This is a genomic window from Bacillus sp. GC_Bacil_1 (assembly GCF_026540675.1).
In the GTDB taxonomy this organism is placed as follows: domain Bacteria; phylum Bacillota; class Bacilli; order Bacillales; family Bacillaceae_G; genus Bacillus_A; species Bacillus_A cereus.
The window spans coordinates 235806-258841 of sequence record NZ_JALNUG010000008.1; the positions used below are offsets into that span (position 1 = coordinate 235806).

The window sequence follows — 23036 nt, forward strand, 5'->3', positions numbered from 1 at the left end:
GGCTCGATATGGAGACGATTTTACAATTTAAAAACTTAGATTATTATTATGAAAGTAACGGAAAAAAAGTAAAGATACTAGATAATGTTAATTTTTCTTTTCAAAAAGGGCATTTCTACACGATTTTAGGGCCATCTGGATCTGGTAAAACCACCACGCTTAGCTTAGGTTGTGGGCTTGATATACCTAAAAATGGTTATGTACTGTATAATGGCAAGGATATTAGAAAAATTGGTTTGGATCGATACCGTAATCAAAATGTATCCGTAATTTTCCAATCCTATAATTTAATTACCTATATGACTGCCATTCAGAATGTACTAACGGCAATGGAAATTACAGGTGTAAAGGTAAAAAATAAAAAAGCAAGAGCATTAGAATTATTAGAGAAGGTAGGACTCACAGAAGTAGAAGCGAAACGAAATGTCTTACAACTAAGCGGTGGACAACAACAACGTGTAGCAATTGCCCGAGCATTATCTTGTAATGTTGACTTATTGATTGCGGATGAGCCGACAGGAAACCTTGATGAAGAAACAGCAAATGACATTATTGATTTGTTCCAGGAGCTCGCTCATCAAGAAAATAAATGTGTAATTGTTGTAACGCATTCACAGGAAGTTGCAAAAAAATCGGATCGAGCTGTTTATTTAAGTCAGAAAAAATTAGCAGTGAAAGATGCACCTAGCATCTAAAAAAGAAATACCACGACTAGAAGAGTGTGTACGGTATGGGAATCGTGAAAATGATAAATAACTAGTTAATTATTTTCCGAAAAAATATATGATTAATTTAAAAAGGAATGGAGATAAAAATCTCCATTCCTTTTTAGATAGATAATTAAACCTTATTTAACAGCCTCTTTTAAAGCTTTTCCAGCTTTAAATCCAGGTACTTTTCCTCCTGGGATATGCATTTCTTCGCCCGTTTGGGGATTGCGCCCAGTACGTGCAGAACGCTTACGTACTTCAAATGTACCAAATCCAATTAACTGTACGGATTCCTCTTTTTGAAGAGATTGTGTAATTTGATCTAGGATAGCTTGTACAGATGCAGTAGCCTCTTTTTTAGTAAGTGATGTTTTCTCAGATACTTGGTTAATTAGTTCGGTTTTATTCATTATGAACCTCCATTAAATAATATTTGTTAATTTAATTTTATAGTATAGTAGGTTTTCAAGAAAGGGCAAATTTTATATAAATATAATATTAAAAAGTTGAAGATACTTTTACAGTTTTGTATAGGGGTATTAGGTGTTTTTACTTTGAAATCTATACTATATAAATAGTTAAATAAGGGGAATTGTATTGTAGAGAAGATACAGGCACCCATTTGTAAAATTATAAAATGAAATAAAAATTAATTAATTGAAGTAGTATCACCTAACTATAAATTTAAAGGTAAATAGACTCAAACGAAAAAATTCACACCTTTTAATTGAAAGTATGTGAATTTTTTGTTTTGGGTGCTTAAAATTTTTAAGTCAATGATTAAACATCGTAAATTGAGTCATATATTAGATTTCTCAGCAATATTAAAAATATATGGCGTAAAGATTAAAAAGAAACCTAATATCACCATCAAAGAATTTAATGAAAATAAAGAAGAATCGTTAATCAAAGATGATTCAAAAATAATTACAAAAGTCATACCAGTTCCACGCAAAATAGATTTAAAAAAAAGAATTTGTCATCATTTCAAATGATTTCAATTGCAAATTTTCAATTGATTTAACTACTTTGGTTTTCATGTTTAATCCTTCTTTCTAAAAAATAGGGTATATACTATATTTATTGTATTCCTGGGTGTTTTTAAATTCAAATTTTTATGGAATTCAATTTTGTATAACAAATCAGTAGGTATTAGGAAGCGGGGTAAGTTGCTTTATCTGTAGGAGGGAACTGAAAGGTATATATTTTCTTTAATTTAATAATTTAGCTTTTTAGAAAAAGAAGAACGCTTTCTATTAACTAAATTCCCCTAATTTCGGTTTGCTTGATAGTAATAGAAATTTCTCATTAATATGGGGAAGAGATTTTGGCTTTCTTGTATGAAAAGAACTTTGGATTGATATATATAACTGGCTTATTCCTATTTTTTAATTAAGGACTATCTAAGTTTTATTAACTTGATGGCAAACGGCTGTCGCCATATTTTTATCCAACTAACTAGAACAGGTTATCTTGCAAAGAAAAAGGAAAGAATGGGCATAGCTAATTAAAGTATAATGATTTACTTAAAACATATGGGGATGTTTTATTAGGGTGATATTAAATAAGATTGACAAATATAGACTACAAATGTAATCTAAATATAAGATTACATTTGTAGTCTATATTTATTTAATAATAAACCTATTTTAAGTAATTTATTCCAATGTTAAAATAGTGGTTGAAAATTTAAGATTACAAATGTAGTATCGATATTAGGATTACATTTGTAATCAAAGGAAGGAGGAAATTGGAAACGTGAAAAAAATACCTAAGATATCTGAAGCTGAGTTAGAAGTAATGAAAGTCCTTTGGTCAAAATCTCCACAAACGGCTAATGAAATAATTCAAGCTCTTGAAGGACAAATGGATTGGAATCCAAAAACGGTTAGAACATTAATTAATAGGTTAGTGAAAAAACAAGTGATTTTTTCTCAGCAGAAAATAGGAAGAACGTATATGTATGGCCCTTTGATCTCACAAGATGATTATTTACAAGTAGAAACTAAATCTTTTATTAAACGTTTTTATGGTGCTGCTTTAAAACCTTTACTTGTTAATTTTTTACAAGAAGAAAAGTTATCTTCCAAAGAGATCGATGAGCTCAAACGTATTCTAGATGATAAAAATAAAAATAATCAAAAGGAGGGAGAATAATTGTAATGGATATGTTAATACATACGTATCTCTCTACTCTTTTTGATTGGCTACTAGAAACTACCATTATGGCTAGTATATTGGTAGGTTTTATCTTATGTGTCAAAGTTCTACTAAGGAATCAATTAACAGCAAGATGGCATTATGCATTGTGGTTAATTCTGATTGTAAGACTACTTTTACCTTGGTCACCGGATAGTTCTTATAGCCTATACTCCATGCTTTCACATGGATATGTAACTTCTACTTCTCTATTTCAGAAGGAAGCAAATGTTTCTGTTTTAAAAGTGATGAATGAACCTGCGAAGTATACTGTTAATTCAAGTGATTACAATAAATCACCAGTTAAATCGGATTCCAAACACATATCAATGTATGAAATATGTTTATATGTATGGATGCTAGGTGTTTTTTGTTTAGGGACTTTAACACTAATTGCAAATAGACGTTTATATTTATACATACAAAAGCAACCAATTATAACAGATGAAAGAATTTTAAATATTTTCGAAGGTTGTAAAGAAACGATGTCTATAAAAGAGAATATTCCTTTGCAATTAGCCGGAAAGATTGCTAGTCCGACACTCCTTGGATTTAGAAAACCTAGAATATTATTATGTGAGCAGCATATACAACGATTAAATGATAATCAGCTACGGTTTATTTTCTATCATGAATTAGCTCATTTTAAACGTAGAGATGTTGGGGTTAATTGGCTTATGCATCATTTGCTTATACTAAATTGGTTTAATCCAATCCTTTGGTATGCCTATTATTCAATGCGCGAAGATCAAGAAATTGCATGTGATGCATTGGCTCTTACCTTTATTGATTTGGAAGAAAGAATCGAATACGGGCATACAATCATTACATTATTAGAACACTATTCAAATTATTATCAAATGCCTAGTTTAGCAAATCTAAGTAAAAATAAAAAAGTATTAAAAAGGAGAATTCTTATGATAAAAAAATTCAATAAAAAATCGTATCGTTGGTCAGCTTTAGGATTGACAGCTGTATTAGGTATATCTGCTTTTTCTTTAATGAATGCAAGTGCTGAGGAGCTTAAGAGTGAATCACAGGTCACAAAAAATAAAATTGAACAAGCCGCTAAACCAGAAGAAATGAATAATCTTGAAAAAAGTAAGGCGGAAGAGGTCACAAAACAATTAGAAATGGACAAGCTTGAAAAGAGTAAGGCAGAAGAAGCCGCAAAACAATCAGAAATGGACAAGCTTGAGCAAAGTAAAAAGAACACAGATATTTCAGAAGCAGCAGTACTTAAACTTACCGAGAAACAAAAGCAATATCTTAAATCTAACGGTCTTCCATTGAAGCAAACTTCTAAAGAATCTGAAGTTACGGGACGTATGTTAGTTTCTCTAGTGAAACCTATTGATAATGGAGATGGAACGGGATTTCAGCCAGACCATGTTGGAGAAGTTGATATAATTCAAGCAGATGAATATCAAAACAAATATGGTAAAGAAGATTATGTAGCATTTGCTGCATGGGAATAAGTCTATTTATATTACCAACAACCTAAGATGAATTTATGCTTATAATTAATAGAAAGCGTCATTCTTTTTATAGAAATCTATAGGAAGGATGGCGTTTTTATTTAAAAATGAGTTTCATTTGTTTGCTAAAAAATGTCGGTGAGATATATTTATTCATTAAGAATTATTTGGCAAGCGTATCAAAATATTAATTCTGTAGGCAAAAGTTCATAGAACACCAAAACTTGGCTTGAGGGCGTAGTAAGGCAGGTTCTATTTTCATTTGTTAGATACCTCATAGAAATTTATACTAAAAGGATGTTTTCTGTACCTTATTATGTTTGTTGATAATTGGAAGTGAAATATTGTCATACATGCTTTTACAGTTATAATCCGTGGTGATGAGCTTAGCCTTTAATTGTGTTGTAAGCAGTTATTAAACCTTAATCAACTATTATTTTCAATTGAATACTAAGTAATAAAATATTATGGAAATTGGTTAAAGAGTGGATTTTAAATACCTTTTCTATTGTTGCTTTTTGTTTTTTGATGAAAAGAAGTGAGCTTGATATAATCAATAAAATTAACCGAGTGTGCTTGTAAATAAGAATAGCATGATAGCAATTGATAAAAACAGGTATATTATATAAATTGTCAGCAACATATATCATCCCTTTCTATTGATATATGTAGCATACAAACATAATCTGTAGTATGTATGGAGTTTATGAGTAGTTATTGAAATTATTATTATAATAGTCTTTTAGTTGTGAGAAAGAATAGGAGGATCTACTTTATACAAAGAAAACAGAAGTCTTAAACTAGACGTCTGTTTTCCAAAGTACAATGAATTACTGAAATTAGTAAGATCTACATGATTCTTAATTTTAATTAACATAGGTTTTTATTTGTTAAGAAATTATGTGGCAAAATTATATGCATTCCATATCTGAGATCAAAAGACTTTTGGGGAGAGTCTCACTCATATTACTGCATTAAAGTTAGAAATAGACATGTTACATATAATATCATTTTAGAAAAATTTGAGAATAATACTTCTCTGTAAGCCTAAATAATACCTACAAGCTTATTTCTCATTAAAGCTTAAACTAACTGCAGTAGCAATAGATTGTCCTGCATGTTCCCAACTTCCATCGATAACTTTTCCAAGCTGTTGACCGAGTGAATTTAAATCATTTGGATTAACAGGAATTCCGTTATATGCAGCAAGAATTGATAAAAGTGGAGCTACAATTGGTGTCCAGCCGCCTCTATCAATATGAAATTCGAATCCCGTTACCTCACCATCTTTTTTTGTGAATTTATAGTAAAGTTGATCATCTGGACGGAAGCTTAAATGATGAGAGATTTGTCCGTATACATCTTTACCAGCTGCACCTCGATCCACAACTTCAATTTCTTTTACATTAAATTCATGCTCAAATACTTTTATTTTTTTTACTTCGGGACCATTTAATGCAGCTTGAACAGCCGTTTCTAGATTATTTTGTGCAAACGGTTGAATACTAACTTGTGATTCCTGTTGTTGGATAGGAGCAACTGTCTCAGCAGCAAATACTGATGTCGTAGGTAATGCACCTGTAGCTAATGTTGCAGCCAGAGCAGTTGCTGTAATGATTTTCTTTTTCATAATTTTACTTCCTCCTTTTTAATGTATGATAATAAACTATAAATTACTGACAGATAAATTATTTCTATACATATATAGAAAAACATTATTGTGGGTAATGGAAGTTAGACTGACAGATAATTTATATGATAATAGTATCAATATGCATTTGATTTCTCAATTTTCAGTCAATGTATTCAATACTAACCAATTTTAAGTAAGTTTTAGAAGGTAAAACTCTAATAGCAATCTAAAAACATGGCAATATTAGAGTGAAAATGAAATGATAATCATAAAATATTCTATTAAAATCAAAAAAATATAAAAAATTTCACATATATTTTTAGTTTTAGTTTATTTAATTATATTTAAATATATATAATTATAAATGTTTGTGTAAATTAAAAATGAAGAATATTAAAGTAATCGTTAAAATTAACGAAATGTTCAAGGTTTCAATCTCAAAATATGAATATTAGTTATATAATCATTTTAAAGGGATAATTCACCCTTCCTCTAATGTTGTTGTTTACAAGTTTATAGTTCCAATGTGTTGAAGTTACGATAAAAAGAACTTGTAATTATATATTACGAGTTCTTTTTGTTTGGATTTTTTTGTGAAAGATATCTTAACTAGTTATGTTTTTCATATTTTATCAAGGGGACGGTAGAATTCTATCGGAAGTATATGTACATTATCGTAAAATAAATAGTAATTTGTATATAAACTAAGTGATTCTTAATCTTATTCTGATAACAAAAGGAAAGACCAACTAAAAATATAGTTGGTCTTTCCTTTAAGTTGGTGTAAAAACAAATAAATAAAAGATAGGTGAGAATTAATGCTGCTATGCAGTATTGATTCTGAATTAACTATAACACACTTCCTAAAAAGTAGTTGTGTCAGTTGATTGAACATTCATCCTTCTTTTTTATCAAATAAATATCTAAAATACATCAAGTAATTGACAAGGGATGTATTTTAATCGATAAATAAATCAATACTATAGATTTTGGAAGTAAATATTTTTTTATTCTTGTACAATATGTTTGCATTTAGAATTAGTTATAATACCACTTTTTAATAACCAATTTACTCATTAAGAACAAGGTATTAATGTGTATGGACAATAATTAACAAAATAAAAATCTAAATTTTCATTTTGTTAATCAATTCGACTCCTCGTAGATTGATTTTACGAGGAACAAACTATTTTAAAATTAATCGTATGAAAATGAAAGAAGTAATCAAATGAAGCAATAAGGCTTCTAACCGTAAGGACTGCGGGGGCAGCCTAATCAACTAGAGTTCGATTGAACTCTTTACTTAGGAATTCCTCACTTCTAAACGAAGTAAAAGTGGGGGTAGTTCAAGAGAATATGTAAAGAAGAGGTAAGAAGGTTCATGGCGAAACAAGTTAACGGGATTGTTAAGAAATCTGTGTAAGTTTTTGAAACGAATATTTAGAATAGCAAATATTAAGGCAAGATTGCTTCTGCCTTTTTTTATCTTCTTTTGAATTTCGATTTGTGTGATAATTAAATCGAAAGGTCGTGTAAGAATGAAGATAGCAGTGATACAAGCAAGTACCCAAATTAGCAAAAATGAACTGATTTTTGAAGAGACAAAAAGGGCTGTGGCGAGGCATGGATATGAAGTGCTCAATTTTGGTGTTACATTTAAAGAATCCGAGTTAAGCTATATCCAAGTGTCCTTAGCTGTTGGTCTACTTCTAAATTCAGGTGCAGTTGATTTTGTGATCACTGGATGTAGTAGCGGTGTTGGTATGTCGATTGCCTGTAATACACTTCCGAATGTCATTAGCGGTTATCTGCCAACTCCAACAGATGCGTTCCTATTCGGTAGGATAAATAATGGAAACTGTGCATCACTGCCACTTGGATTGAATTTCGGTTGGGCGGGCGAATTAAATCTTCGCTTCACGCTTGAAAAACTATTTGAAGAACCGTTCAATACTGGGTATCCTGAAGAATCCGCCGAACGAAAGAAACGTGATGCAGAACTTTTTAAAGTAATCAAGAGTTTTTCACATCATAGTATTGTTGAGATTCTAAGTCAGCTAGATGGAGCGGTTATTAATCCTGTTCTTCAAAAGCAAGATTTAGTGGAATTCCTCTTGCGAAATGGCAATAACACAGATATATCAAATTATCTTATCGAACAAATGAAGCATTTAAATTACGGTAGGTAAATACTATTTTTTTTAATACGTTTGGCGAATTTATAGTTAACCATAAGTTGATTCAACACCATTAACCAATTACACCGCCATTCCATTTGTTTTGGAAATCTTTTACATGTAAATACAGAACCTTGAGTAAGGCGTTTTCGTTTAGGAAAGCGCCTTTTTCGTTACCTTATGGAGACTTGATATTGCACTTTAAAGTTAGCTTTATTTTTATTTCAACGGTGATATTCAGACCTGTTCAGAGCTTATTTACTATACCTGTGATAAGAAATATGCATATAGATAATATCATCATACCTATTTTAATTAGTAGTGCATATATAGTTTGCTGTTTAGCAATTAAAGTTTTTACGTAAATATGTTGTGTCTAATAATATCAAAATTTATTTATATATCCACTGAATGAGCTTTTTATATATTTATTTGGATATAAATCATTAATCATTGCATATGGGCTCCCATTCCAGTATCTTACTACAGGTGTCCATAATCTATGATTTTTAAGCCATTGCATTGTGTATTGCTGTAATAATTGATTATCTGTCAGCTTCTCTTTTTCTTCAATTGTCCACTGTAAGGCATCTAGCGCTTTTTCTCTCGTCCAAAAACCATTTGGTGTCAATTTAAATTCCCATTCTTTAAATTGACCTGGATATAAATCATTAATCATTGCATATGGACTATCATTCCAATATAGTTGACAGGCTCCGCTCAATCCTGATTGAACTAACCATTTATTATCGTATATATTCTTCAATTGATCCACATTTAATTTTTCTTTTTTTTCAATTGTCCATTTTAGTGCTTGTAATGTTTTATCTTTCGTCCAAAACTTATTAGGGGCCTTATTAAATTCCCATTCTTTAAATCGATTTGGATATAAATCATTAATCATCGCATACGGGCTTCCATTCCAAATCACCCTTAAAGGTGCACTTAGTCGATGTTTAATTAACCATTTTTGTCCATAAATTTGCAAGAGTTTTTGTGGTGGTAATTTTTCCTCTTCTTCAATTAACCATTTTAATAATTGTAAGGCCTTTTCTTTTGTCCAAAAATTTAATGGTGTCATTCTAAATTCCCATTCTTTAAATTGATTCGGATATAAATCATTAATCATTGCATATGGACTATTATCATATTTGTGCTTCAATACCCCTCGTAATCGATACTTTGCAATCAATTTGTTATTCCAATTCTGTTTTATCTCTTCTTCATTCCAATTCAAAATTTTTGTTACTAAATACTTTGTTACTCTTCTGGCCAATTGATTATTTCTATCTAATTTCCAAGTGTTTGGTGGAAATCTATTTCTTTTTCCATCTAATATCTCCTGATAGATGTCCTCTATAGTATTAGTGTTCATCTGCATCTTAAAACCTTCTTTTAGTTGTATATATAGTTAAATAGATTTTAATGTTAGGACTTTCGTCCGAACTATTAAAAATGTAAACTCTATCTTAACTTAGAAAATATGATGCTTAATCAAATTATAGTAATGTAAAATAAGAATTACCTATAGAAAAATATAATCTAGGGCAAATGAAATAATAGATTTGTAAAATATAATTTTCAATTCATAAAAGACATCAATCTGAGAAGAAAGATTGATGTCTTTTATTTAATAGTTTTACGGTTTATTTAATTACTTTCCATAAAGCTAATGAGAAAATCCAATTTGGATCACCGTATCCTTGATAACTTTGAACTGCTTCATAAATTTTACCTTGATGTTCTACTCTATCTCCTTTTTTATATGCAGCATACGAATCCCATGCCTTATACTCAGAAGAGGGGGTATCTTTTGTTGTGATTTTGATTTCATTACTCGCAACTGAAACTTTTCCTTGAGTATCTATAGCTTTTACCATATATCTATATTCTGTACTAGCCAGTAAATTTTCATCTGTATAGTAAGTTGAAGGACTTGTAGCTATTTTCGTACCGTTACGATAAATCTCATATTCTTTTATACCAACATTACTTATGGATTCTTCCCATATTAAATGAACACTGTTTGTAGTAGTTTCTGATGCTTGTAATCCTGTTGGAGCTGTTGGAGCTATTTGTTCTGGATTCTCTTCTTTTGTTGTAATTGAAACTTCATTGCTACTTTTTGACTTATTTCCCGCTGCATCTGTAGCCTTAATTGTATAATTATATTTTGTATTGGCTTGTAATCCCGCATCTTCATAACGTGTTGTTTTTGTTGTTCCTACTTTTTTTCCATCACGATAAACCTCATATTCTTTCACACCAATATTATCTGTGGAAGCCTCCCACTGTAGCTCAACAGTTGTTGTTGTTTTACTAACAGAACGTAGGTTAGAAGGAGCTGTTGGAGCGATTACGTCAATTTCAGTACTACTATTAAAAGCAGAAAATAGTTTAGAAAAGGCACCGTCGTCTACATCGGGTAATCCAGAAGCATCTCCAGTTGCCTGACCGATTTGCCAACTTTCAATAGCTTTTTTATCACGATACACTGACCACATACTAATTTCCCCAATACCTTTTTCTTTGGCAAATTGGAACAATTCTTTTGCATTATTTAATGTGAAAGTTTCATTTTGAGTATCGTTTTTTCCGATCATAGGTGTAACAGCAATCATTTTCCAAATGTCAGAATCTTTAATAGTACCTTTATATAAATTAGTTAATTGTCCATGCAAGCTATTAATAGCATCTATCGCAGCTTGTCCCATTTGTTGGTTTTGTTGTCCGTAATCCATAGTCATAATATTAATAGAATTTAAATCTACATCATGTTTTATAGCGCTTTGGATTACATTTATTCCATCATTAGTTAGACCATAAGGCATTACTGGTAAGGTATAGCCAATCTTTACATCTTTACCCTCGGCTTTTAATTCCTTTTGTAATAATGCAATCGCTTTTGATCTTCTTTCGATAGATTCTGGGTGAGCGACTAAGGCTCCTTCAATATCAAAATCCATGTGTGTTAAATGTAATGTGTTAATTACACTTTTATAGGCATCTTTTAATTTATTTACATCTGTAATAGCGGCGGCAAGATCTGCACCTAATCCAGGAGTATTACCAGCATTTGCTCCACCAAAAGATACTTTAACATCTCCACCTATTTTTCTAATTTGTTTAATTTGATCATCTAAGTTACCATCTCCAATAGGGGTATGACTACCTCCCCATACTGGATTTCCATTTTTATCAGCCACTATAAACGAAAGCGTAAAGAAACTAGTATTTGTTTCTTGGGCATATTTTAATAGATTTTGAGGATTCATTCCGTTATCTACATATGGTGCAAAAACATGAGTTGGCCAAGTTATTCCTTCACCAAATAAATCATTTGGATCGCTATTGTCGGGTATATATTCTGAGCCAGTATATAATTCCCATCCGCTAAATTGTTGGGTAGGTAATATACCTGCATTTACCCAATATAAAGAATGATAAACCTTACCTTCATATGTAACGTAAGATTCACCTGGATAATCTTTATTTTTATTCCAAAATGGCGCTACTTGTTGTTGAGATTTCGTTATATTTTCTTGAGCGTACGCAAACGAATGGCTAAAGGCTTGGGATGTAGGAATTATCATAGTTAATGCAACAGCTGTTTTTGCTAGAGTACGAAATGGATGTTTTTTTATAATCATAATAATATCTCCTCACTTCTAATTTATAATTTTTTTAAAATATTCTGAAGAATCATTGCCGTAACCTCCGGTACTGATATAAAAATATGAATGTCTTTGATAATTTTAGTTAATGCTAATTTTTATATGTGATGATTACCCTCATTTAGTAGGATAACAACTTACAGAAAATGAAACAAATTAGAGGGAAATGTAATGATATTCATTCAAAAATAGTATATTTCTTCTCATAAATTACAGGAAATCGAATTAAAATGTATATATATATACCATTTTTGTAAGGAGAGAATTAATAGTGAGCTAGAAGTAATATAAATGTACACAAAAGTGTCGATTCTAATAATCTAGTTTGGCTAAAAAATTTTTATCTTGAGTACAAGACTAACTACTTCTATTACTAAATCTAAACAATTTGTTGTATTTTTTAATAATAAAATGAGATTATTCTTTTTAGGTTTTCTAAAATTGTCTTACTTTAGTTGAGTAGGTAAACGGGAAACAGCATAAATTAAGTCCATTACTTCTCCTACATTTTTTATTAGTTATTTCTTTTAGTATTCTCATAAAAACTATAGGGTGTTTGAAAAATTGACACATAGATTTTTTGTTTTCATATGTTAAGATGGTGTTGCTAACCTATTGTTTATAATAAAACAGCTTATTTTATTATCAAAAGTATAGGACTAGAAAAAACCTCATAAAGAGGTTTTTTTTATTTCTATATTTATCTTTGGTGTGAAAATTCAGTTACAAGATTAATTTTGACATAATGCTATGTTTTGTTTAAATATTTTGTGCTTTTATGTGTTGGATGAAGTCTTCAGATTATTTCATGATACATATAAATTTTAATGTTTATTTAGTTTTTATTATATTGTATTGTTATTTTGCTAAATGCTTAAAGGACATATACGAAATTTAATAATGTGTAATATACATTTAATTAAATTTTTAAAATACGTTTAATTAAAGTTTATTAATTTTTGTATTGTAATTTTAAATTGATTTTTTTAATTTATACTCAGTAGCATAAGCATCAGCGGCAATAATTGCATCAAAAACCATTTCTGGTGAAATTTCAAATGGCATATTATGTATAGTTTCACCATCTTGACAGGCAGCTTCTGCAACTTTCATCAATTCTTCTTTACTTGCATCACCTAAGTTCAAATCTTCAAGTGTAGTAGGTAGGCCGAGTTTGATACAGAAATCAATGTAGTTATATAGCTCTTCAGTTGTCCAAGATTCCATTGCCATTTGTACTAATGTGCCAAATGCAACCTTTTCTCCATGCATCAAATCATGAGTCTTATCATGTAAAACAGTAAAACCATTATGGATTGCATGAGCTGCAGCCAACCCGACACTTTCAAATCCAAGTCCACTAAGTAAGGTGTTTGCCTCTATTACGGCTTCAACTGCTGGAGTAACAGTTTTTTGTTTAACTGCTAAAAGCGCAGCTTCTCCATATTCAAATAAGGTATCCCAGCAGAGTTCTGCAATTTTAGCAGCCGCTAAGGTAGATAGTCCACCAGCCATAGCAGGTTTTCGTGATTCTAAATTTGCTTTAGCCTCAATCCATGTAGCCATTCCGTCTCCAATCCCAGCAGCTAAAAATCTGGATGGAGCTTGCGCAATGACTTGGGAATCTACTAAAATAATATCCGGATTTTTTAAATAAAATTTGTATTTCTCAAATACTCCATCATCAGAGTAAATAACAGAAAGAGAACTGGTTGGTGCATCTGTTGAGGCAATAGTGGGAACGCTTACAACTTTGGCTGAAAGAATTTCTCCTACCGCTTTTGCCGTGTCTACTGATTTACCACCACCAATACCAATGATTACATCAGCACCAAATTCTTTTCCTATTTTCTCAATTCTTGCAATTTCATTTTCAGAACTTTCACCATTAAAACCAACTTTTTCAAAGCTTAGATTTTGTTTATGAAAGCTTTCCATAACTTTTTCACCAACAAGATGCCAAACACATTCATCTGCAATAACTAATAAATTGGATCCTAGCGGTTTTACATACTCTCCAATTTTTTCAATTACATTTCTTCCCTGAATATATTTTTGCGGGCTAATTAGGATACGTTCCATGATGATCACTCCTTGATATTTTTATAAGTAAGCTGAAAATCTAGCCTTGAATCTAATGTTATCAAAATTCTGAGTGCAGAATTATGAATATTTTATGTATATTTTTCGTCTGTTATATGACGGATTAAAAGATAGTGTTATGATTATCAAAAATCAAATACTATTTTTTAAGAAAGATGAAATGGGAAAATTAGTATTAATAACCTATATTATCAGGTTTTGTATAAATAATCTTATTATATAATAGTTGGGGTTTTAATAATAAAAATAAAAATACATAAAATTCACTGGTTGAGTTTTATGTATTTTTATGCATGTATTATTATGAAGTGGGTTCTTATGATACAAAGGATTGTAAGTAATATTCATACTACAAATGGCCTACATGCTCGAGCCATAGCTACACTTATAGCAAAATTGAGCGGAATACTTTTAACGATGAATCTATTTATGAAACACAATCATTATTAGACCAATTGACTCTTGAAAAGAAAAGAATAAAGTATTTAGAATGTGAATTGTCGAAATATAAAAAACTAAACAACTCTTTTTCAGACATTATTATTTATAGTGACACTTTAATGAAGACGCTCTTTGTTGCGAATGAAGTGGCAGAATTAGATTCTACGATTCTTATTACTGGAGAGAGTGAAACAGGAAAAGAACTTATAGGTAAAGGTATCCATAAAGCTTTTTTCAGAAAGGATAAGTCGTTTATTCTAGTAAATTGTGCGGCTATCCCCCCTAATTTAATTGAAAGTGAGCTATTTGAGCATGAAAAAGGAGTATTCACTGGAGCACTTCACATGAGGAAAGGGAAATTTGAGCAAGCAAACATTGGAAAAATCTTTTTAGATGGAATTGGAGGCTTAAAGCTAAATGTCCAAGTGAAATCATTATAGGTTTTTATAATAAAAGGGAATTGTAGGAGGGAATAAAATTAAATGTTAGGGTACTAGCGGCGACTAATGGAAAGGAATAGATGCCATGAAAAAAATTATTAATAATCCAGAAAAAGTAGTTAGGGATATGATTGACGGAATGTTGTTTGCACATTCTGATAAACTACAAAATATGCCTGAAACAAATATAATTATTCGAGCTAATAGTCCATTTCAAGGAAAAGTGGCAATTGTCAGCGGAGGCGGGAGTGGTCATGAACCAGCGCATATAGGATTTGTTGGTAAAGGGATGCTTGATGCTGCTGTAATGGGTGAAATTTTTACTTCTCCTACACCAGACCAGATTTTGAAAGCGATTCAAAAGGTTCATACTGGAAGTGGGGTTTTGTTAATTGTAAAAAACTACTCAGGAGACATAATGAATTTTGAATTGGCTGCTGAAATGGCTGAAGCACAGGGAATCCCGATTGCTACAGTCATTGTTAATGATGATATTGCTATTAATAATAGTTCACACACTATGAGAAGAAGAGGAATTTCTGGAACAATATTTGTACATAAAATAGCTGGAGCAATGGCTGAGAAAGGGGCATCGCTTAAAGAAGTTGAAGATGTTGCAAATAAAGTAATTGCTAATATACGTAGTATGGGCATGGCATTAAAAACGTGCACTATACCTGGAGCTGGTACAGTCGGTTATAAAATTGGTGAAAATGAAGTAGAGGTTGGTATAGGTATTCACGGTGAAGCTGGAACACATCGTATTAGTATGATATCAGCTGATGAAATGGCTAAACTCCTTTTAGAGGATATTTTAAGTGATATGCAATTGAAATTTGGTGATAAAGTTGCAGTAATGGTAAACGGATTAGGTGGAACGCCGTTAATGGAATTATATATTATAAATAAAATGGTTAACACAATATTAAACAAAACTGGTATCGATATCTGTAAAACATATGTTGGGGAATACATGACAGCGATTGATATGGCCGGTTTTTCTATTACTTTATTAAAACTAGATGGACAACTATCTGCTTTGCTTAATGATCCAGCAAATACGACTAACTGGCGTGTACAATAGGAGGGCCAACATGTATATTACACCAAGACATATCATCAATTGGATGCAACTCACTGCAAAACAACTTGAGTATCAAAAAAAAAACCTAACGCAACTTGATCAATTCATAGGTGATGGAGACCATGGTATTAATATGAATAGAGGGTTTAAAGAGGTCGAAAAAAAGATATCATATACAGCTTATGATGATATTGGAAATGTATTTCATGATATTGGAATGATACTTATTTCAAAGGTTGGAGGTGCATCAGGACCTTTATATGGAACTGCATTTTTAAGGGCTGGTAGTGTTTTGAAAGGGAAAAATAAAATTACAATCAATGAATTGGGGCTTGCTTTTCAAGAATCTGTAAATGGCATCTGTCTAAGAGGAAAAACTCAGATAGGAGATAAAACAATGCTTGATGTTTGGGATCCTGTTTTGAAGTATATCCAAAGAAATGGAGAAAAAATAAAACCTATTGGTCTTATCATTTTTGCAAGAGAACAAATGGAAAAAACTAAGCCATTATTAGCTAAAAAAGGGCGTGCTTCTTTTCTAGGAGAAAGGTCTATTGGTCATTTAGATCCAGGAGCAGTCTCATCTTTTATTATCTTTGAAACTCTATGTTTATCTCTTATAGGTGAAAAAGATATTGTTAATGAACTTAGGGAGCAATTGTGATGAGTAATGCAGGGATAGCTTTATTTTCTAATGGCTATCTACTAGTTAAGAGATTTAAAAGCTTTACTCATCCAATTAAGTTTCAGTGTTTTAATAGTTGCTGCAGGAGGAGTAGATACCGATAAAGTAGGTAGAAGCGTTCGATAAATTCAAGAGTCTATTTATAATGAATGAGTTGTAATTGTATTCCTAAATTTGGGAGGCACTCTAATTAAGAGTGTTTAAATTAAAATAGCAGATTCACCATTAATAGATGGTCCTACGTAGCAGTTGTTGAATTAGGGATTGGCAGAATATTAGAAGAAATATATAAGATTTAAGGCTGTACTTGAAGCGAAAACCATTATAAAAATATAAAAGGAGCTAATCTTATGAGAATCGAAAAAAAATTAATTGTAACTCGTAAGGATGGAATTCATGCAAAATCAGCAAGTGAAATTGTAGATGGCTTAAGGGATTATGATTGTTCGGTTCAGTTTATATTTAAAGGTAAAAAAGTTAATGCAAAAAGTACTCTTCAATTAATCGATTTAGCAGTAAAAAGAGGAGCAGAAATACATGTAATTCTTGATGGGGAAGATGCTGATGATGCCCTTGTGTTTATACAATGGTTTTTGAAATAACAAAGGGGGTCATAAATATGTCTCCATTTATGGGAGAATTAATTGGAACCTTGGTTCTTATTTTATTAGGGAACGGCGTTGTAGCAGGTACTTTGCTGAAAAAATCCAAAGCACAAAATTCCGGATGGGTTGCAATTACTCTTGGCTGGGGATTAGCAGTTACATTCGCTATATATATAGTAGATAACATAAGTGGTGCACATTTGAATCCTGCAGTTACAATTGCTTTTGCTTGTATAGGGTTATTTCCTTGGAGTGAAGTTCCTTCCTATATTGGTGCACAGTTGATGGGGGCATTTTTAGGTTCAATATTTGTCTGGCTCCAGTATTTTCCACATTGGAAAGAAACTAAAAATCAAGAAATTATATTGTCGGTGTTTTCTACAAGCCCTGCAATAAAAAGTTGGCCGTCCAATTTGTTAAGTGAAATTATTGGCACTGCAGTATTTGTATTTTCAATTTTAGCTATAAGTCATAATAAAGTTACAGATGGACTACTTCCAATAATAATAGGAGCGTTAATAGTATCTATAGGTTTATCTCTTGGTGGAACAACTGGATTTGCTTTAAATCCAGCTCGAGATTTTGGCCCAAGACTAGCACATCAAATCTTACCAATATGTAATAAAGGCTCTTCGGATTGGGGATACGCATGGATTCCCATAATTGGTAGTACCATAGGAGGAATTATAGGAGCTATAGGTTTTCAATTGATTTATTAAGCAATTAATATATTAAACTTCAATTAGAAATCGATTAGTTAACCACGTTTACTATCGATCATATAATGCAAAGGGGTATTTAAGTAAAAAATGTATGCTAAAAAAATCACTATATATTTCTTATAATGTGGAATTGTTTTATTCATAAAATGTTCAATTTATATCCATTGTGAAAAAAATCACAATGGATATAATGAATATATAACCGTTGTAGAGGGTGATAGTGGTTTTATTCTTTTGAGAACTGATAAACGAGCTGCTTTTATATTGTTATATTCATGTGTTTTTTTACAAATATTATTATTATTTGATACATACTCTCTTTAAAATTGAGCAAATATACAATCTAACCAAGATCAAAAATACCAATGCCAAATATTCTTTTGCGACGAATCAACTCTTTTATCAAATTTCTGTCTCCAACTACAAACTGTTTTCTAGATAGCTATCTTTAGCAAACTTTTGACTCGTAAGAGTGGGTTATTGTTTTTTTGGTTTGTTATTTTGTATGCAGGCGATATAAATCATCTTATCAGATAGAACGGCAATGTTTTTAGTAAGTGGAATCGATTTCATTATACGAATAACAGTGCTTTTCTTTATTTGGGAAAAGGATAAATATGTATAGTCTGTCATTCAATTGAACTTTTGGTGAGTAACATATGCGTAATTAAAACTTACATGGTATTTTTATCATTCGAAAGAACTTTAAATTGATTTCTGTCATGTTCGTTTACATTGATAATCATGTTTTTCGAGATAAACGCTTTCCTTATCAATGAGGCAATTCGCAAGTGGAGTTTTACTCCTATTTTGGTTTGACGCAACTCAGTCTATTTATAGTTGATTAGGTTTAGAGTAAGTGTATTTGAAACAACGATTTTTAACGGTATGTTCTTTCTATATTTTGAAAGCGTTTTCTTGTAGTGGGTTATTTTATAAGATTATGAACCTTTTACCTAAGAAATTATGTGTTTTAAGTAATGATTTGAAAAATGATGAATTGGAGATTCACAAACTCATTTTTAGTAGTAAACAAAATTTTATAAAAGAAGTGAGATTTAAATAGCCTAGGAGGTGGTTTTCTCAAGGATAGAAAAAGTTGGTTTTTAATAGTTAAAGATTGATGAAATGAAGAAGAAAAGTTGTGTTGGTTGCGTCAATTCAGAAAAAATTAGGATGAAATATTTAGGAGGTAGAGAGATGGTAGGGATTATCCTAGCAAGCCATGGCCAATTTGCTGAAGGCATTTTACAATCTGGCGCAATGATTTTTGGAGAGCAAGAGAATGTTAAGGCTGTTACCTTAATGCCAAACGAAGGGCCAGACGATTTGAGAGCAAAAATGGAAGCAGCAGTTGCATCTTTTGATAATCAAGATGAGGTATTATTTTTAGTCGATCTATGGGGCGGTACTCCATTCAATCAAGCTAATGGCTTGTATGAAGAACACAAAGACAATTGGGCAATCGTTGCTGGTTTAAACTTACCAATGGTGATTGAAGCTTATGCATCCCGTTTATCAATTACGTCTGCTCAAGAGATCGCAGCACATATCATTAAAACAGCCAAGGAAGGGGTCAGAATTAAACCTGAAGAGCTGGAACCCAAAGAAAATACTGATATCGCAGTTGCAAAAGATGGAAAAGCAAATGGCGGACTTGCTCCCGGTACAGTAGTTGGTGATGGGAAAATCAAGTTCGTTTTAGTCCGTGTGGATTCTCGTTTATTGCATGGTCAGGTAGCGACTGCATGGACAAAGTCTACACAACCAAATCGTATTATCGTAGTTTCAGATGCAGTGTCTAAAGACGATCTTCGTAAAAAATTAATCGAACAGGCGGCACCACCAGGGGTTAAGGCCAATGTTATTCCAATCAGCAAAATGATTGAAGTTGAAAAAGATCCCCGTTTTGGTAATACTAATGCACTGGTATTATTTGAAAACCCACTAGATGTCCTGAGAGTTATAGAGGGTGGTGTGGATATTAAAGAAGTTAACGTTGGTTCTATGGCTCATTCAACTGGAAAGGTTGTTGTTAATAAGGTTCTTTCTATGGGAAGAGAAGATGTAGAGGCTTTCGAGAAAATGAAAGCAAAAGGCATTCATTTTGATGTACGTAAAGTACCTAATGATTCTCGTGCAAATATGGATGATATTCTAAAAAAAGCGAAGGTTGAATTATCGTAGTTACATAGTAAATGTAAATGAAATGGGGGATCATAATGTCTACTATAGAAATAATTTTAGTGATACTAATTGCATTTCTAGCCGGTATGGAAGGAATATTAGATGAATTTCAATTCCATCAACCACTAGTGGCATGTACACTAATTGGATTAGTAACAGGTAACCTGGAGGCTGGCATTGTTCTTGGCGGTACACTTCAAATGATTGCACTTGGATGGGCAAATATTGGAGCAGCCGTAGCGCCAGATGCTGCATTGGCATCAGTTGCATCAGCGATCATTTTAGTATTAGGCGGACAAGGTGTTAGCGGTGTTGCATCAGCAATTGCAGTAGCGGTACCACTTGCAGTAGCAGGACTTTTCTTAACAATGATTGTTCGTACACTTGCTGTTCCTATTGTTCACATGATGGATACGGCAGCTGAAGAAGGAAATATAAAAAAAATTGAAGTGTTACACATCGCTGCGGTGTGTTTACAGGGTATCCGAATTGCAATTCCTGCCGGAGCACTTTTATTTATCCCTGCACAAAGCGTTCAAGGATTCTTGGAATCAATGCCTGCATGGTTAACTGATGGAATGGCTATTGGTGGGGGAATGGTTGTTGCTGTTGGTTATGCATTAGTTATTAATATGATGGCAACAAAAGAAGTATGGCCATTCTTCATTATTGGTTTCGTAATAGCTGCGATTTCTCAATTAACACTTATTGCTCTTGGTGCATTGGGTGTGGCTTTAGCTCTTATTTATTTGAGCCTTTCTAAAATGGGTGGTTCTTCAAATGGTGGTGGAGGTAACTCTGGTGACCCGCTTGATGATATCTTAAACGATTATTAATTCAGGAGGAGAAGACAAATGGCAGAAAAAATTCAATTAACAAAAAGAGATCGTTTAGCCGTTGCATGGCGATCTACATTTATTCAGGGTTCTTGGAACTACGAACGTATGCAGAATGGTGGTTGGGCCTTCTCGATGATTCCAGCGATTAAAAAGTTATATAAATCAAAAGAAGATCGAAAAGCAGCATTAAAACGTCACTTGGAATTTTTCAATACACATCCTTATATTGCTTCACCAATTCTAGGAGTTACATTAGCACTTGAAGAAGAACGTGCTAATGGTGCAGAAGTTGATGATGTGGCAATTCAGGGGGTTAAAGTTGGAATGATGGGTCCTTTAGCCGGTGTTGGTGATCCGGTATTCTGGTTTACTTTACGTCCAATGTTAGGTGCTTTAGGAGCATCATTAGCAATGGGGGGGAATATCCTTGGGCCAATCCTTTTCTTCTTAGCTTGGAATCTGGTCCGTTGGGGATTTATGTGGTATACACAAGAATTTGGTTATAAAGCCGGTTCTAAAATCACTGATGATCTTTCAGGTGGATTATTACAAGATATTACAAAAGGAGCATCAATCCTTGGTATGTTTGTACTTGCAGCCTTGGTGGAACGATGGGTATCAATTAAATTCAAGCCAGTTGTATCTGAAGTTCAGTTAGATAAAGGTGCGTATGTTGAGTGGGACAAACTTCCTAGAAATGGTGAAGGGATTCGTCAATCTTTTGAACAAGTAAACTCAGGAATGGCACTGTCACCTACGAAAGTAACTACCTTGCAAGATAACTTAGATCAATTAATTCCTGGTTTAGCTGCATTGCTTCTGACATTTTTCTGCATGTGGTTGCTGAAGAAAAAAGTCAGCCCAATTGTTATTATTCTTTCATTATTCGTAGTTGGGGTAGTTGGTCACGTAATCGGACTTTTATAATTTAAGTTGCTCACGTTTTCAATTCTTAAAATTTATTATTTAGGAATTGTTGAGATTGAAGTATAGGTTAGTAGCCTGTGAATCGATAATAGTTCGTATACAAAAAGTGGCTGGGGATTATCGTTTCAGCCACTTTTTGTATTGACTTAATTGTTTGAAGTTACGAATTATAAATAGGATAAATGAAATGGAGTGGATATGATGGTTCAATCAATTAATACAAAGGTAGATTTAGTAATAGATGCTACCGCTTTTACGGGACTTACAGACTATGGGAAAATTATGATTGGTGATAAAGGGTTTGAATTTTATAATTCTCGTGATACGCGTAAATTTATTCAAATTCCATGGGAGGAAGTAGATTATGTTATAGCTTCTGTAATGTTTAAGGGTAAATGGATTCCACGTTATGCTATTGAAACCAAGAGAAATGGAATCTTCACCTTTTCTTCTAAGGAACCTAAGAAAGTTCTTCGGGCTATACGAGAATATGTAGATCCAGGTCATATGTCACAATCTCTAAGTTTCTATGATGTTATTAAACGTGGCCTTAAATCGCTAGGTAAAAAGAAATAATAAAATGAAAAGAAGGGGTGTATTTTTTATATAGGAGCTAACATGGTTTTGGTGTGAAAATAGATTAACTGATTATGCTTCTTTTTAGATTCATACTATCAGTATGTTCAAGATTAAGATATTAGCTGTAAGAGCCTTGGGATTTTTGCACCAGAACCGTTCTATACATTAAAGGTTATTTATGTTATTTAATTATATTTTTGCAATCGTGCTGTGTTATAATTCTGAAATACTGATATATCTAGTAGGACTTATAGATTTCGGTTTATCATATGAAATGAAAAATTAAGGCATTATCTTTGAGGTTCAGGCTATCATTATTCACACTATTATTCAGACTAAAAGAAGTACAAGGAGGAAGGTATATCTATTAAAGTAGTAAGATATACCAAATTCAAAATGAATATTAAATTTAATAAAAAAGTAGTAGCATTCACGGCAGGATTAACGGTATTATCTTCACCATTGGTATCGTTTGCAGAGGAACAACAATCAGTAAACAATAAGCAATCTACAAGCCTTCAAGTGCAAGGTAACACAGACCAACTTCAAACAA

General features: G+C 32.1%; 18 protein-coding genes. 13 read left to right on the forward strand and 5 right to left on the reverse strand.

What is annotated here, in order from left to right:
* Positions 1 to 8 precede the first annotated feature (8 nt).
* A complete protein-coding gene (locus tag OXT04_RS14750) occupies positions 9 to 695 on the forward strand; it encodes an ABC transporter ATP-binding protein (RefSeq protein WP_000447832.1) in 687 nt (228 codons plus the stop codon).
* A 152-nt stretch (positions 696 to 847) separates the two neighbouring features.
* Here OXT04_RS14750 and OXT04_RS14755 read toward each other — a convergent pair whose 3' ends face one another.
* Positions 848 to 1120, reverse strand: a complete 273-nt coding sequence (locus tag OXT04_RS14755; protein ID WP_001043921.1) for an HU family DNA-binding protein — start codon at positions 1118 to 1120, stop codon at positions 848 to 850.
* A gap of 1348 nt (positions 1121 to 2468) precedes the next feature.
* Between OXT04_RS14755 and OXT04_RS14760 the strand changes: the two genes are divergently transcribed.
* Both OXT04_RS14760 and OXT04_RS14765 read left to right on the forward strand, forming a co-directional pair.
* Entirely contained in the window at positions 2469 to 2867 is a 399-nt protein-coding gene (locus tag OXT04_RS14760) for a BlaI/MecI/CopY family transcriptional regulator (RefSeq protein WP_029443199.1), read from the forward strand.
* A gap of 11 nt (positions 2868 to 2878) precedes the next feature.
* Positions 2879 to 4387: a M56 family metallopeptidase gene (locus OXT04_RS14765; RefSeq protein ID WP_267415628.1), complete on the forward strand. Its 1509-nt coding sequence runs from the start codon at positions 2879 to 2881 to the stop codon at positions 4385 to 4387.
* Positions 4388 to 5453: 1066 nt separating this feature from the next.
* Here OXT04_RS14765 and OXT04_RS14770 read toward each other — a convergent pair.
* On the reverse strand, positions 5454 to 6017 hold the full coding sequence (locus OXT04_RS14770; protein ID WP_000726946.1) for a hypothetical protein: 564 nt from the start codon (positions 6015 to 6017) through the stop codon (positions 5454 to 5456).
* 1541 nt (positions 6018 to 7558) lie between these two features.
* Between OXT04_RS14770 and OXT04_RS14775 the strand changes: the two genes are divergently transcribed.
* Positions 7559 to 8209 (forward strand): RpiB/LacA/LacB family sugar-phosphate isomerase, encoded by a 651-nt coding sequence (locus tag OXT04_RS14775; protein WP_000686198.1) that lies wholly within the window; start codon positions 7559 to 7561, stop codon positions 8207 to 8209.
* Positions 8210 to 8582: 373 nt separating this feature from the next.
* On the opposite strand, the gene OXT04_RS14780 is transcribed toward OXT04_RS14775, so the two are convergent.
* The 3 genes from OXT04_RS14780 to OXT04_RS14790 form a co-directional block, all read right to left on the reverse strand.
* Positions 8583 to 9578 carry a DUF4046 domain-containing protein gene (locus OXT04_RS14780; protein WP_267415608.1) on the reverse strand — a complete coding sequence of 332 codons (996 nt, stop codon included), beginning with the start codon at positions 9576 to 9578 and terminating at the stop codon, positions 8583 to 8585.
* 265 nt (positions 9579 to 9843) lie between these two features.
* A complete protein-coding gene (locus OXT04_RS14785) occupies positions 9844 to 11847 on the reverse strand; it encodes a fibronectin type III domain-containing protein (protein ID WP_098312008.1) in 2004 nt (667 codons plus the stop codon).
* Between the two features lie 996 nt (positions 11848 to 12843).
* Positions 12844 to 13953 carry a glycerol dehydrogenase gene (locus tag OXT04_RS14790; RefSeq protein ID WP_097961979.1) on the reverse strand — a complete coding sequence of 370 codons (1110 nt, stop codon included), beginning with the start codon at positions 13951 to 13953 and terminating at the stop codon, positions 12844 to 12846.
* Between the two features lie 581 nt (positions 13954 to 14534).
* Between OXT04_RS14790 and OXT04_RS14795 the strand changes: the two genes are divergently transcribed.
* From OXT04_RS14795 to OXT04_RS14835, 9 genes are all read left to right on the forward strand, one after another.
* Positions 14535 to 14855: a sigma 54-interacting transcriptional regulator gene (locus OXT04_RS14795; protein ID WP_231009628.1), complete on the forward strand. Its 321-nt coding sequence runs from the start codon at positions 14535 to 14537 to the stop codon at positions 14853 to 14855.
* An 85-nt stretch (positions 14856 to 14940) separates the two neighbouring features.
* The gene (gene dhaK, locus OXT04_RS14800; RefSeq protein ID WP_267415617.1) at positions 14941 to 15939 is read left to right on the forward strand and encodes a dihydroxyacetone kinase subunit DhaK; all 999 of its coding nucleotides are present in this window, start codon (positions 14941 to 14943) and stop codon (positions 15937 to 15939) included.
* 10 nt (positions 15940 to 15949) lie between these two features.
* Positions 15950 to 16603, forward strand: a complete 654-nt coding sequence (gene dhaL / locus OXT04_RS14805) for a dihydroxyacetone kinase subunit DhaL (RefSeq protein ID WP_097877207.1) — start codon at positions 15950 to 15952, stop codon at positions 16601 to 16603.
* A gap of 371 nt (positions 16604 to 16974) precedes the next feature.
* Positions 16975 to 17226 carry an HPr family phosphocarrier protein gene (locus tag OXT04_RS14810; protein WP_029443210.1) on the forward strand — a complete coding sequence of 84 codons (252 nt, stop codon included), beginning with the start codon at positions 16975 to 16977 and terminating at the stop codon, positions 17224 to 17226.
* Between the two features lie 17 nt (positions 17227 to 17243).
* Positions 17244 to 17948, forward strand: coding sequence for an MIP/aquaporin family protein (locus OXT04_RS14815; protein ID WP_029443211.1), 705 nt, complete (start codon positions 17244 to 17246; stop codon positions 17946 to 17948).
* A 1203-nt stretch (positions 17949 to 19151) separates the two neighbouring features.
* Positions 19152 to 20138: a mannose/fructose/sorbose PTS transporter subunit IIA gene (locus OXT04_RS14820; RefSeq protein WP_029443212.1), complete on the forward strand. Its 987-nt coding sequence runs from the start codon at positions 19152 to 19154 to the stop codon at positions 20136 to 20138.
* A gap of 35 nt (positions 20139 to 20173) precedes the next feature.
* Positions 20174 to 20974 (forward strand): PTS mannose/fructose/sorbose transporter subunit IIC, encoded by an 801-nt coding sequence (locus OXT04_RS14825; protein WP_000103758.1) that lies wholly within the window; start codon positions 20174 to 20176, stop codon positions 20972 to 20974.
* An 18-nt stretch (positions 20975 to 20992) separates the two neighbouring features.
* Positions 20993 to 21904 carry a PTS system mannose/fructose/sorbose family transporter subunit IID gene (locus OXT04_RS14830; RefSeq protein WP_071714019.1) on the forward strand — a complete coding sequence of 304 codons (912 nt, stop codon included), beginning with the start codon at positions 20993 to 20995 and terminating at the stop codon, positions 21902 to 21904.
* A gap of 198 nt (positions 21905 to 22102) precedes the next feature.
* On the forward strand, positions 22103 to 22480 hold the full coding sequence (locus tag OXT04_RS14835) for a DUF956 family protein (protein ID WP_009327551.1): 378 nt from the start codon (positions 22103 to 22105) through the stop codon (positions 22478 to 22480).
* Positions 22481 to 23036: the final 556 nt, after the last annotated feature.

What these genes read in the sequence shown, in the direction of transcription:
- OXT04_RS14750 (WP_000447832.1), top strand. Translation starts at nt 9, where the DNA reads ATGGAGACGATTTTACAATTTAAAAACTTAGATTATTATTATGAAAGT.
- OXT04_RS14755 (WP_001043921.1), bottom strand. Translation starts at nt 1,120, where the DNA reads ATGAATAAAACCGAACTAATTAACCAAGTATCTGAGAAAACATCACTT.
- OXT04_RS14780 (WP_267415608.1), bottom strand. Translation starts at nt 9,578, where the DNA reads ATGCAGATGAACACTAATACTATAGAGGACATCTATCAGGAGATATTA.
- OXT04_RS14770 (WP_000726946.1), bottom strand. Translation starts at nt 6,017, where the DNA reads ATGAAAAAGAAAATCATTACAGCAACTGCTCTGGCTGCAACATTAGCT.
- dhaK (WP_267415617.1), top strand. Translation starts at nt 14,941, where the DNA reads ATGAAAAAAATTATTAATAATCCAGAAAAAGTAGTTAGGGATATGATT.
- OXT04_RS14785 (WP_098312008.1), bottom strand. Translation starts at nt 11,847, where the DNA reads ATGATTATAAAAAAACATCCATTTCGTACTCTAGCAAAAACAGCTGTT.
- OXT04_RS14815 (WP_029443211.1), top strand. Translation starts at nt 17,244, where the DNA reads ATGTCTCCATTTATGGGAGAATTAATTGGAACCTTGGTTCTTATTTTA.
- OXT04_RS14810 (WP_029443210.1), top strand. Translation starts at nt 16,975, where the DNA reads ATGAGAATCGAAAAAAAATTAATTGTAACTCGTAAGGATGGAATTCAT.
- OXT04_RS14825 (WP_000103758.1), top strand. Translation starts at nt 20,174, where the DNA reads ATGTCTACTATAGAAATAATTTTAGTGATACTAATTGCATTTCTAGCC.
- OXT04_RS14790 (WP_097961979.1), bottom strand. Translation starts at nt 13,953, where the DNA reads ATGGAACGTATCCTAATTAGCCCGCAAAAATATATTCAGGGAAGAAAT.
- OXT04_RS14835 (WP_009327551.1), top strand. Translation starts at nt 22,103, where the DNA reads ATGATGGTTCAATCAATTAATACAAAGGTAGATTTAGTAATAGATGCT.
- OXT04_RS14830 (WP_071714019.1), top strand. Translation starts at nt 20,993, where the DNA reads ATGGCAGAAAAAATTCAATTAACAAAAAGAGATCGTTTAGCCGTTGCA.
- dhaL (WP_097877207.1), top strand. Translation starts at nt 15,950, where the DNA reads ATGTATATTACACCAAGACATATCATCAATTGGATGCAACTCACTGCA.
- OXT04_RS14775 (WP_000686198.1), top strand. Translation starts at nt 7,559, where the DNA reads ATGAAGATAGCAGTGATACAAGCAAGTACCCAAATTAGCAAAAATGAA.
- OXT04_RS14765 (WP_267415628.1), top strand. Translation starts at nt 2,879, where the DNA reads ATGTTAATACATACGTATCTCTCTACTCTTTTTGATTGGCTACTAGAA.
- OXT04_RS14795 (WP_231009628.1), top strand. Translation starts at nt 14,535, where the DNA reads ATGAAGACGCTCTTTGTTGCGAATGAAGTGGCAGAATTAGATTCTACG.
- OXT04_RS14820 (WP_029443212.1), top strand. Translation starts at nt 19,152, where the DNA reads ATGGTAGGGATTATCCTAGCAAGCCATGGCCAATTTGCTGAAGGCATT.